Origin of the sequence: Variovorax boronicumulans, assembly GCF_029892485.1 — a bacterium.
Classification (GTDB): Bacteria; Pseudomonadota; Gammaproteobacteria; order Burkholderiales; family Burkholderiaceae_C; genus Variovorax; species Variovorax boronicumulans_B.
This window is the reverse complement of record NZ_JARXVG010000004.1, coordinates 185799-198050: the sequence shown is the minus strand read 5'-3', so window position 1 is coordinate 198050 and position 12252 is coordinate 185799. Positions and strand designations below refer to the sequence as shown.

Sequence of the window (12252 nt, the reverse complement as noted above, 5' to 3'; positions counted from 1 at the left end):
ATGCCCATGCAGTAGTCAAGGTCGTGCAAAAAAATAAGTTGCGCATCTTCAAGCACCGAATCGCAAAAAGCAGTTGATGCAAGCATGGCCTGCGCGTATAGAAAATGCGCTGGGTCAAAAACACGCACATAGTGCGCACCGGACGCACACTATGCGAGGCTTTTCCTGGCAACTAATCGTGGCAGAAATTGATACTGTGATGCCAAGATAAATCGTACATTGACCAGCGTCCAATGTACGAATACGCTGCCCGCGTTACTTGGGTTAAGTGATGCTTCTAGCAAGGCGCTCCGCTCAAGCCGTCCTAGCCTCCGCCTCGCGTGAATCTTCACGATGCACACAGATTGATGTCGATGAGTCCCTTCTCGCATTTGCTTCATGAACTGCGCTTGCGGCACAACGTGCGGCAGGCGGACCTCGCTGCGCTGCTTGGCTACGAGCAAAGCTATGTATCGGCTTTGGAGGTGGGGTTAAAGGGACCGCCCACCCCTGAGTTCGTGGAGAAGCTGATCGAGGCATTGCCGCTCGCAGCACCAGAAGCCGACGAACTCAGAGCCGCAGTCGAGGCTTCCCAACGAAAGCTCGTGATCGATGTCGACACACCTCAGGACGTGTATTGGCTGCTCAATGAGTTACGCAGCAAGCTTCCATCCCTGAGCCCGAAGCATGTTCGATTGATCAAAGATGTTCTCAATATGACGGACGCACATTCGGAGCCGTGGTCGGATCCATTGCGACGAATAGGGCGCAGAAGAAAACAGGAGGCCGCCATGTAAAAAACGGGACAAACCTTGCGGCTTGCCCCGTTGGTCTGAGCATCTCACGATACGCAGGATTGGACCCCCCCAGTATCGCGACCGCTCAGGTCAGCGTCAAGCCCGCTCCCCACACCTACACCTGTTGTTCGCTCGGCCTTATCACCGAGCGCGGGAATATCTACGCCCGAAAACAGGCAACCCAAATCCGTCAAGGCCGCTGCGGAGCCGCAGTCACGCCTTGATCGACGGAGCAATGCATGTCTACACAATTCTGGGGTGGCCTATGGAATGGCCGCAAACCCGCTGGCGATACACACCGGCGCTCGCGCGAGGTGCTCAGTCCTTCCGGGGGCATCATGCGAGGCAAGTTTCCGAGCCGCAAGAATGGCCGCATGGTTCACCATGAAGGGCTTCTTGAGCTCGACGCCATCTACCTCTTTGAAGCCTCACCGGCGATAGAAGGCTACCGCGAGCAGCCAACACAGATTACCTATCCGGACGGCAATCGCGTTCGCCGGTACACACCGGACTTTGAAGTCAGGCTGGTTGATGGTCGCGTCGTCTTGGTCGAAGTAAAGCCGACTGTAGCCCTTGCGTCCGTGGAAACGGCTCACAAGCTCGCACGCATTGCCGAACACATGCACCGCAGCGGGCAGCCATTCGTGGTTCTGACAGAGCAAGTACTCAGACGCGAACCTCGGCAGTCCAACGTTCGAACGATCTGTCATCGTGCACCTCGCGTCCTCCCGTCGCCAAGGCTTGCTCGGATCGCCTTGGAACGATGCATCGCGCACCTGCCGACGACGCTCATTGAGGCCACGGCGCATCTCGCCCTGCACAACATAGACCCGTACAGCTTGTTGATGATGGGCTTGTTGCGCTGCCCGTTGGAAGAGGAGCCCATCGGATTCACCACTTGCATCACACCTACGACGGAGGCAGACGATGGCTGGTTTTGGCTTTCAGAAGAACACGGCATTTGAGTGGAAAGGCGCGATGTTCCGGATCGAGCGGTTGCAGCCCGACGACGGCGTGGTGCTGGAACATCTGGACGGCGGCAAGCTCTGCATCACCACGCGCCAGGAGCTCCTTGACGATTACGCCAAGGGACTTGTCGCTCGCCCTTCTTTGAATCTAGCTGTCACGCCAAGTCGGCCGATTTATTCGAGGCCGCTGGACCAACTCCCCAAAGGACTGCTTGATGTGGCAATTCGCAGGAAGCGGTATCTCGATGGAATCCTCGCCCGAGGCAGACCCGTCTTCACACGTGAATACCTAGCCCCCATCCTCAAGCAAATCTGTGCAGAGATAGGGGACGTCACGCCCCCTGGCGCCACGTCGGTCTACCGCTGGTACCAACGGTTCTCTCGCAGCGGCGATCCGCGGACGCTGGTACCACGGCATGACCTTCGCGGAGTGCATCGATCGCACCAAGCCGAAAGGGTGATGGCCCTTGCATCAGAAGCCCTCACGGAAGCGTACAGATTATCCCCGCTCGCAACCGGTCGCGGAATACACGCTTCGTTGCTCGGAAAGATCGCGGCAGAGAACCGCTGCGCCTTCCCTAGCGATCAACTTGTGGCTCCCAGCGAAAGGACGGTGAATCGAATGCTCGCCAGTGCGAGCCTCTACGAGATGACGGTCCTTAGGGATGGCCAGGCAACAGCGGACAAGCGATTTCGCGTGGGCAAAGCCGGTATCAAGACAACAAGAATCCTTGAGCGTGTGGAAATAGATCACACGCCCCTTGATGTATTCCTGATCGATGAGCGGACCTGGTTGCCATTGGGTCGCCCCACACTGACCATGCTGATCGACCACTTCAGCCGAATGCCACTCGGCTACTACCTCAGCTACGGTAGCCCGTCCGCGGCGGCAGTAGTAGGGGCTCTTCGACACGCCATTCTTCCGAAAAAACCGGCATCACCGGCAATCCCGACGTTGAAGGTAGAAGGTAGCTGGCCATGCTACGGGATCCCCCAAAGTCTCGTGGTCGACAACGGTCTCGAATTCCTCGGGACCGATCTCGCAGCGATTTCGTTCGATCTGGGGTTTGCGATCACCCAATGCCCCGCGCGTCAGCCCCGTTTCAAGGGAACGGTGGAACGCTTTCTGAAAACCGTCAATCACAACTTCGCTCACCAGCTTCCCGGCGCGAGCTTCGCGCGTTTCCATCTTCGAGGCGACTACGATCCTCAGGGACAAGCAATCCTGACGCTCGGCGAGTTCACACACGTCCTTGAGAAATGGATCATCGACATATATGCCCAGCGCATTCACAAAGGGATCGGCACAACACCTGCGGCGCGCTGGAGCGAGGGCATCGTGGTTTATGAGCCCACGCTTCCCGCAGACTTGAGACTGCTTCAGTCTCGAATAGGACAGAGCACGTCACGAAAGCTGCGTCGCGATGGCTTTGAACTCAAAAGCATTCGCTACAACGGAAGTCAGCTCGGCACCATCCTGCGCCAGTACGGTGAAGGAGTTGAGATCCGAGTCGTGTTTGACCCTGAGGACCTTGGCGAAGTGCAGGTCTGGGGTCCGTCGGACGTCGAACCGATCCCCGTCCAAGCGATGGACCTAGAGTTCGCGAAAGGCCTCACCGTTCGACAGAATGAGTTGATCAGACAAATCGTTCGAGAGAACGGCTCCAGGGTTGAAGACCGGCAGGCAGTACTGCGCGCCCGACATGAAATTGCCCAGGCATTGCTGGGACTGATGACCAGTCGGAAGCAGAAGGCTCGTCAACGGTCCGCGGCGATCCGCGGGATCAGCAGCAGCAAGCCCGATCCATTTGCACCATCGCCTGGTACCGGGGAGTCCGAAGGCCCAAAGGTGAAGGTGCGCAAGCAACTTCCGCGCAAAACAGGTATGCAGGAGGGCCAAGACATTCCCATCCTGCTGCCCGCATTCAAGATCGCCGCAAAACGAGGTGACCATGGCGGCGATTGACACGCTGGATCAGCTCAAGCAGTTTGAGGAGCAGTACATACCGTTCCCAACCTTCGTCGCGGCGAAGGACGCGATCGAGTCGAGCTTGAGCTTGTTTCGCGAGACAGGGCTCGCCAAACACATGCTAGTTCTTGGCGAGGCCGGCACGGGCAAGAGCAGCCTGTGCCGCTGGCTGGCCGAGCGCCATCCCAAACGGGTTCTGCCCGAACGCAATATTGTCGAAGCTCTGTTCGTGGCCACGCCGCCTGCCGCCACGGTCATAGGCATAGCCGATGCGATCCTGACGGCATTGGATGACCCATGGCATGAGCGCGGGTCCGTCACGGCCAAGACTGCCCGAATCGTCACCCTGTGCCGGGAGTGCCGTGTCGAGATCATGCTGCTCGACGAGGCACAGCACCTTCATGACCGAGGCGATACGCGCACCCACTACATGGTCGGTGACTGGCTCAAGCACCTCATTGATGCGATCGGCATTCCTACCGTCATGCTCGGACTGCCCAGACTCGAACGGTTGCTGGAGATCAATGATCAACTCCGGCGCCGGTTCTCACGGCGATTGAGGCTGGGACTCGGGCAAAGTGACACGGACAGCGTCGAGACGGAATGCCTGCAGCTCTTTCTCTCGTTGGTGTCGCTGGTGTCTGTGCCCGTCTCGTCTCGCCCGTACGACTCCAAAGAGATGGGCATGCGGCTGTACTTCGCGAGTGACGGCCGTGTGGCCTACATCAAGAAACTGCTGGCGAGCGCCTTACAGCAAGCGCTCGATCAGAACCTCGACGTCGTAGATGCCGAGGTCTTTGAGAAGGCATTCACCGAAGAACTCTGGTGGGAAGGCATCGGCAAGCTCAACCCATTCAATCCAAAGTTCGAGTTTCGCCGGCTCGATCGCGGCGGGGAGCCGTTCCAACAGGCCGAAGAGGGGCGTCCGCGCAAAGCGAGATGACGGAATCGACGACGTTCACTGAGTTTCCCGTAAGACCGCTGCCTCGGGAAGGGGAAAGCGCAGCCGGCTATTGCTGGCGCTTCTTCGACGCGAATGGCCACACCGCGCCGGCAGCGGCGCGGGCGGCGGCACGTAGTGACCTGCCCGTGGATAGAAAAATCAACGCGATGGTTGGCCCGCACGTCATCGATCGACTTCGATCTGCGGAACGGGATCGTCTCACCTGGCAGGGCTCACTGCCTCCCGCCAACTGGTTTGCACGTTCACGGATGCCCCGTTTCTGCAGCGTGTGCATCGCCGAACTCGGATATCACCTGGCTGTTTGGGACATGCCGCTCGCAACAGCCTGTGGTGTTCATGGTTGTCGCTTGCTGAGCCGCTGTCCAGGATGCAGCGCTTCGCTGAGCTGGAGCACGCTGGGCTCCGGCTGGCGCTGCACATGCAAAGCCGCGATGTCGACGGTGATACCCGTGCGAGCGCACCGCTGGGAAGTGATCTTCAGTCGTTTCCTAGCAGGGGCGTCCGATAGCAACGCCCCAGTTGGACTTCGGCGTCGAGCTGCACGCGAGCCGACGACCCGCTGCCAATATCGCACGCGCGATCTCTACGGGTTTCTCGTCTACTTGCTCTCGGCGAGAAGGTATGTCCGCAATGGCGGGGACCGGTCGATGGATGCTGCGTGGTCGGAACTCCGGCGATATGGTGAGCGTACGGCACCGTCGAGACCTGAGGTCACACTGCTGAGCACGCTGTCACCCAGTCTTCAGGTGAAGGCGGGCAGATTCATGCGGCGGCTTTGCCGCCATTCGGTCGAGACGCTGATCGACATGGACGATGACCTTCGCTTTACTCCGATGCTCGATGCGCTCCAGAGCCTGAGCGCCGCAGGGAATCCGTTTGCCGGCACTGCGCTTCGTACCGTCAGTGAGTGTTGGCGCAGTTCGCGCATCGGCATCCCGTCGCTGGAGACGGTTTGCTTCAACCCACAGCTTCGGCTTGATGAACGCGTGGCGATCCTCGATCGATTCAACCGTTGGTGGGCGGGCTTTGTCGCCGAAATCCAGCCGCGCGATCCCGCAGACTGTTTTGCTGACGATCCGTCCGACGAAGAGGCGTGGCTATTGGTATTGGATCCCCGACATCACGCCGTGTCGATACTCAATGTTTTCCTGGATGTCGCAAGCGGCAAGCGATCTCATGACGGCCTGCTCCAATTGATTCGGCGTTGGCATCCTTCAGAAGAACTTCGGCGATCTGGTGCGACTTTGCAGTCGGTCGGTGCCTATCTCACAACCTTGAGCCTGAGAGAACTTGCCTTCGTAGACGCACTGATGTCTGCGCCGATGTCGAGCAACGGGCCTCCCGCTGAGCGTCCCAATCATGGCTGACATCGACCAACCGCGTGTCAGCTACGCCGTGCGACCGAGGCCGAACGTTGGGGAATCCCTGGCCGGCTTCGTTTTGCGTGTGGCCCAACGAAATGGCTACACGACGGAGTCGCAGTTACTGACCTCGCTCCAGCACCGCAAGCAACCGGCCTTCAAGGAGTTTTGTGAACGACTGTCGCTCAGCGATACCGAGCGATCACGGCTCTTCGGTGCATTGCCGCGACGATGGGGTGCCGACATCATGGGAGTCGTGCTCTCTGTGCGGGACTTCAATCACGAGAGCGTGCGCTGGTGCCCGCGGTGCTTGGACGAGAAGGGATTTCTGAACGGCCGGTGGGACCTGAAATTGGTCTGTGCCTGTGTGCACCACTCGATCTGGCTGCATGAGAGCTGCGGTCGATGTGGGCGGCGCCAAACCCGGGCAACTGTCATCGCCGGACATTGCGAATGCGGGTCATCCCTGGCCGACGGTTCAGGTTCGCCAGCACCACCACACGTCGTCGACCTCACCCATGCTCTCGGGGGCGACGGAGGAATGAAACTGACCACGAAATCGCCGCCCGCAAGCGCGTTGGTGGCGAATCTTTTGGTGCGGTATCTCGGACAGTTTTCGACGCGGGCGCAGCCCTCTCGCCCCGGTCAGGTTGTTGGCCTGGATCGCCTGGCCGTTGCGAGCGCTGTTGTCTCGGGCACCGCCGCATTGCTGAAGGACTGGCCGACAGGCTTCCATGCATTGTTGTCGGCGATGCAATCGACTGCCGCGCAATCGCCCAGCCTTCGCCGATCGTTCTCTCCGCTGTATCGAGTGCTGTATGTCGATCTGTCCGATCCATGGTTTCAGTTCATGCGCGACGCTTTTGAGGACTATCTCCGCGAGCACTGGTGGGGGCTGGTCTGCAAGAGGAATCGCTTGTTACAACGCAAGGCTGTTGAAGCACACCCGCGTCTGAGCACAAGGCAGGCGACGGATACGTCGGGTTTGACAACGGCTGTTATCCGGCACATGGCGCAAACGGAGTTGCTGCCGTCAGCTGTTGCACTTCTTCCTTCTGGTCGTTGCGTCCGAACGATCGGCAGCGAGGATCTGGAACGCGCAACCATGGCGGCCGCTGGCGGTCTGAACCTTGGGCAAGCCTCCGAACGTCTCGGCCTGCCAGAAGGGCGGCTTCGGGAACTGGTTGCTGCCAATGTCGTTGTGCCACTTATCGCCAAGAGTGGTCGGCAGCGCCCAGCAGCATGGATGTTCAGCAAGGCCGAAATCGGTCGATTGACCCTCACACCGGATGCCCCTTCGTCAGAGACAGTGATTCCTGTTAGGCATATCTTGAGGTACTGGCACCTACGGCAATCTGAACCAGCCGAGTTGGCGACGGCAGTTTTAATAGGTGACCTGTCTGCGCAAGGCGACGGTCATACACGAGTGGGTCTCGGCAACGTCTTGCTGAATCCCCTTGCGGTTAGGGGCTGGCTCAATACCCGTCGGTCGGCAAGTGAAGCGACGGTGTCCATCAACGAGGCAGCAAAGACGCTGGGAGTCAAGCAACAGGTTGGGTATGCATTGGCGAGGATGGGATTGTTGCGAACCACCACGGCCCACTGCGGCGATCACCGCGTTGTTGCCCGCGTGGAGATTGATCGGTTCAGAAGAACATTCGTGTCTTTAGCTGAACTTGCCAGTCAGGCGGGACGCCTGCCGCGAGTCGCCCTGAAGGAGCTCGATGCGATCCCGATCTGCGGTCCGGCGATCGACGGCAGTCGGCAATACTTCTATCGCCGGGCTGACGTATCGAGGATTGATTTGACAACCGGCATCGCCGCGCGCGGCCAGCGGGCTGCCGTTGTTCAGAGCCGCCCCGGTCTGCTATTGACGATAGCCGCGCCGGTTCGTCAAGCACCTGACGCGCCGTCCGATGCTGTGCCTGTCGCTGAGGACGTCCATTGCTCTATACCTCATCGAACATGCTAGCGAGCTACCGGGGGCACGCGTTCGTTGGCAGGCCATTTGATATGCGTTTGACACACTTATCTTGAATCCGCCAATGGGCTCGGCCTCGTATTCAGAGAGAGTAAGTGCGGCGACTACCAGGGTCTTTACCCCCCTCGGCGGGGTTTTTTAGGGGCCTATCGCACTCTGTTCGAGGCGTTGAGGTTCCGGCTCGAACCTCGGGAAGACGATCACCATCGCGACTCCGTCTGATCGGTTTTCAGCCATGATGGTCGCCCGCATCTTAAGCAGATAGGCACGCGATGCGTGCAGCCCGAGACCTCGGTTCCGGGCTGTGGACCGATCGGACGAGCCGATGCGAAACAGCCTGGCCAGCAACGCCTCTGGGATGCGCTCGCCATGGTTGAAAACTTCGACCACCACGCCGTCTTCGAGATCAGACAAAGAAATGATTAACTCGCCGTCAGGATCGATATAGCGAAGGGCGTTGTCCACAAGGTGGCTGAGTACCCGCTCGAACATGATCGGATCGAGCAATACCATCACGTCCTGCGTAGGTCCCGAATATCGCATTCGCGAAATTTGATCGCTGGTGTTGGCTACATATGAAGACAGAAATGCCGCAAGATCCTCAGTGGAGCAGATGACCTCCTGATCACCGATTCCATCTTCCACGGATGCCGCCAGATAGAGCTTCTCGACGCCGTTGAGCATTCGCGAGATCGGCGCATACAGGTCTGATTCAGGACCAACCTTGTTGATAAGCGTCTGCAGAGGCGAGCGAATTTCATGGCCGATGGCATCCAATGTCGCCTCGCGCAGCTCCAGTTGCGCCTCCATCAGACGTACATCTCTGGCGTGAGCAGCGGCCTCATGGCGCATACGGCGGGACAGCGCAATGTTTTTCTGACTAAGGCGATTGAAATACAGGAAGAGAATGCGGCCCAACCGGGAAATCTCGTCCCTGCGGTTTCCGTAAGGGCTCCGGATCCTCTCGAATTCCCCGGTGCCGCGGGCCTGCAGCGACGCTGCGTGGCGGCCCAAAATGAATAGACGTATACCGGCGGTGAAGCCGACCACCAGCAATACTAAAAGAAGGACCAGGGCAGTCGTCAACCAACCGAAGGCTCGGGTCACCACTTCCGGCAGCATGATCGGTTCCGCTCTCAGCCTTGCGGAGAAAGTACCGAACGGTCCGCCTGACAAATGCTCCTTGTTTGATTCAGGGCTGGAACTGTCTGCTCCGCTCAAATTGGAGACGCGTGCCCAGTAATCGAACAGCTTCTGGCTCCAACTTGTGCGGCGTGGCGCTGCTGGAAGTTGCAGGTCGGCCGAGCTCCAAATCTTCTCCGGATAGGCTGCTGTATCCCGCGCGATATCAAGTCGGGCGCCGCTGGTCACTGTGGAAAGATATGTCTTTTCCAGCGAGACCAGTGCAGTCCCCATGGCGCCCGGCGCGACCTTGATAACTTCGGCGGCGCGACCGATGGCGGTGCCGCTGATCACGGTCAGGCCGATCTTCATCTGCCCCAAAGACGTACTGGGCCACTCGTCAGAGCCCTGGCTTTCGAAAAGAGCAGGGTCAATCCGCCCAACCATGGTCACAATGTTGCCGCGGGAGTCCTCTTCGCTGGAGCGTTCGAAAGCTTGGGCGTTCACCCACCTGGTGGCCCTCTCGGGCGTCGATGCAAGAAAGGCGGATACTTCGTGAATGCCAGCGAAGCGACCCAGTTGGGATGGATACCGCGATGCGGCCAGCGTCGGAGGCTCAAACACCAAGCTGAGTACCGTAGTCCTGTCTCGGCCATTTTCCAAGGTCAGGACCACGCGATCCGCGGAGGCCAGGCTCTTGCCGGGTCTGTGCCGCGCGATAGCGGGCGAGGGGTAGCGCAGCGAAAAATAGATGTAGCGACCGCTGGTGTCGCCGGCAACCGCTGCGAAGCAGGCCTGAAGGGTGGGCGGAGGCTCGGGTGACACGCCTTCTGACTCCCCCGCGAACTCCAGTACGCAGGCTCTTGGAGGCTCCCAGTTAATCTTCTCGGCTGTCAGCGAGCGAGCGTTGCCCCGGTTCAACAGATAGGTGTAGAACGAGGACTTCAGTGTGACAACTGACAAGGGGCGCTCGGCTGCGGAAAACGCACCAGGATTCTCCAGTAGCGCGTTCTCTTTCGTCGCGTAGAGAAAGTTAGAAAGCTCCGCATCCAACCCCGATTGGCGGACCTGTTGTTCGGCCGCCCGCGCAGAAGTCAGGGAGTCGTACAAGGCAAAGAAGACCAAGGCTGAAACGACGACAGCCACACTGATCAAGGCGACAGTGAACCGGTAACGTAATGCCCCCGATCGCAGGCGCTTACCGAGCCACAACATTAGAAAATCAAGTTGCATCGGCCTTCCAGAAATAGCCCTTGCCTGGAGTGGTGCCCACCTGGTCGAAGATTGGATCTATTTCTCGGAATCGCTTGCGCACATTGGCGATGTGCGCGGCAATGGAGGTCCCGGTTTTCAAGGCGTCTTCCAGTTCCGCATGGGTCACGGTTGATCCAGCTTTGGCAGCCAACGCATAGGTGAGTCCCAACTCGGTCTGTGTCAGTGGGACAGGCTTGCCCTTCCACTCAAGGTTCGGGGCCCGTGGGTGCGCCTGGACGGTCAGGTCCTTGGGCCATTCCTTAGCTGAGGCTGCAGCTTGGTTTTCGGCAGAGACACCGAAGGTCAGCGCATGCCGGACCTTGTGGATGAAGTCCGTCTCTCGCATCGGCTTGTTGATGAATTCGAAGGCCTTGAGCTGCGTCAGCGCGATGTCTTGGTGCACGTGCGCCTCTGGAACGCCGGACACGATGATTGTTGTCATCTGCGCGCCGTACTCCCGCAACAGTGTCATGCCGCCTAGGCGGCCTTCCACGCTGCTGCCAAGGTCAATGTCGAGCACTAGCAGATCGAACTGCCCCTTCGAGATCAGGCGCCCGGCCTCTTCGAGCGAATAAGCCTGGAAGACGACCGCTCCATCGATCTGTTCCAGCAGGCCCTTGAGCTTGGCATTCATGCTGCGGTCGTCATCTACCACGGCGATATTGGGCATGTGTTCTCCTTCTGGCTTAGCTCTCAAGCTTCGCATAGCGCGACACAGGCAAGGCTCTAGCTTTCTTGATGGTTCCCCCGAAAAGCAGAAGCCGCGACAGAAACCTGTACAGCGAAGCTCCGCTTCTACAGCACTCTAAGACTGTCTTTTTCTACAGTCATCTAAGCGGCGGCGCGCAGAAAGCAAAAGCCAACGCGATCTCTCAAAAGGAAAAAACTTTGTCTCGCGAACATATCGACCATCGGCAGATTCTGAGCTTCGCAGAAGCGCGGGTGAACCTGCCCAAAGACAAGGCCGACGCCTACCGCCAGCAGGCGGGCCGTCTCGCCGATAAGCTGGAAAACTACATTGGCGAGCATCCCGACTTCGCCTTGCGCCGCATCATGCTGTCGGGGAGCTTGGCCAAGGGTACCTCGTTGCGCTCGCTGAGTGACATCGACATGGCCGTCTACATCAGCGGCAGCGATGCACCGCACGATCTGCGGCAGGTCTTAGAGTACCTGGCGGAGCGCCTGCGTAAGGCGTTTCCGAATTTCGCCCCGGAGCAGGTAAAGCCGCAGACCTACTCGGTCACCGTTTCGTTTCGCGGCTCCGGCCTGGACGTCGACGTGGTCCCCGTGCTCTATGCAGGCAAGCCGAACTGGCGCGGCGACCTGATCAGCCAAGAAGACGGCTCCTTCCTCGAGACCAGCATCCCGCTGCACATCGAATTCGCCCGCAAGCGCAAGAGTGCGCAACCTCGGCATTTCGCCCAAGTTGTGCGTCTGGTGAAGTTCTGGTCCGCACAGCTCAAGCGACAAGACCCGGATTTTCGCTTCAAGTCTTTCATGGTCGAGATGGTGCTGGCCAAGCTCTGCGACGAGGGAGCGAACTTCTCCGACTACGTGGAAGCACTACAGACCTTCTTCACCTACGTGGCACGCACCGGGCTGCGCGAGCGCATTGTTTTCGAGGATCACTACAAGGCGTCGGCCGTGGGCGCCTTGAGTGACCCCGTGCAGATCATCGATCCGATCAACGAGAAGAACAACGTCGCGCGCCTTTATACCGCTGACAACGCGAGTCGCATCCAGCAGGCTGCATTGGAAGCTGGCGACGCTATCGACGCGGCACTGCGTGCGCCGACCAAATCGCTGACGGAGTACTACTGGCAGCAAGTCTTCGGCCCCACTTTTACCGCCTGAATC

9 protein-coding genes are annotated in these 12252 nt (G+C 59.1%); 7 read left to right on the top strand and 2 right to left on the bottom strand.

What is annotated here, in order from left to right; genetic code table 11:
- Window positions 1-353: 353 nt before the first annotated feature.
- From M2282_RS11390 to M2282_RS11365, 6 genes are all read left to right on the top strand, one after another.
- Window positions 354-776 (top strand): helix-turn-helix domain-containing protein, encoded by a 423-nt coding sequence (locus M2282_RS11390; protein ID WP_280808902.1) that lies wholly within the window; start codon window positions 354-356, stop codon window positions 774-776.
- A 239-nt stretch (window positions 777-1015) separates the two neighbouring features.
- Entirely contained in the window at window positions 1016-1741 is a 726-nt protein-coding gene (locus M2282_RS11385; protein WP_280808901.1) for a TnsA endonuclease N-terminal domain-containing protein, read from the top strand.
- Complete coding sequence (locus M2282_RS11380) at window positions 1704-3710, top strand: Mu transposase C-terminal domain-containing protein (protein WP_280808900.1); 2007 nt, start codon at window positions 1704-1706, stop codon at window positions 3708-3710. The genes M2282_RS11385 and M2282_RS11380 overlap by 38 nt, the downstream gene beginning before the upstream one ends.
- A complete protein-coding gene (locus tag M2282_RS11375) occupies window positions 3697-4656 on the top strand; it encodes a TniB family NTP-binding protein (RefSeq protein WP_280808899.1) in 960 nt (319 codons plus the stop codon). The genes M2282_RS11380 and M2282_RS11375 overlap by 14 nt, the downstream gene beginning before the upstream one ends.
- Entirely contained in the window at window positions 4653-6044 is a 1392-nt protein-coding gene (locus M2282_RS11370) for a TniQ family protein (RefSeq protein ID WP_280808898.1), read from the top strand. The genes M2282_RS11375 and M2282_RS11370 overlap by 4 nt, the downstream gene beginning before the upstream one ends.
- Entirely contained in the window at window positions 6037-8010 is a 1974-nt protein-coding gene (locus tag M2282_RS11365; RefSeq protein ID WP_280808897.1) for a TniQ family protein, read from the top strand. Before M2282_RS11370 ends, M2282_RS11365 begins: the two co-directional genes overlap by 8 nt.
- Window positions 8011-8157: 147 nt before the next feature.
- Here M2282_RS11365 and M2282_RS11360 read toward each other — a convergent pair whose 3' ends face one another.
- A complete protein-coding gene (locus M2282_RS11360) occupies window positions 8158-10374 on the bottom strand; it encodes a sensor histidine kinase (protein ID WP_280808896.1) in 2217 nt (738 codons plus the stop codon).
- Window positions 10364-11065: a response regulator transcription factor gene (locus M2282_RS11355; protein WP_280808895.1), complete on the bottom strand. Its 702-nt coding sequence runs from the start codon at window positions 11063-11065 to the stop codon at window positions 10364-10366. The genes M2282_RS11360 and M2282_RS11355 overlap by 11 nt, the downstream gene beginning before the upstream one ends.
- A 68-nt stretch (window positions 11066-11133) precedes the next feature.
- On the opposite strand from M2282_RS11355, the gene M2282_RS11350 reads away from it, so the two are divergent.
- Window positions 11134-12249 (top strand): CBASS oligonucleotide cyclase, encoded by a 1116-nt coding sequence (locus M2282_RS11350; RefSeq protein ID WP_280809181.1) that lies wholly within the window; start codon window positions 11134-11136, stop codon window positions 12247-12249.
- The last annotated feature ends 3 nt before the right edge of the window (window positions 12250-12252 follow it).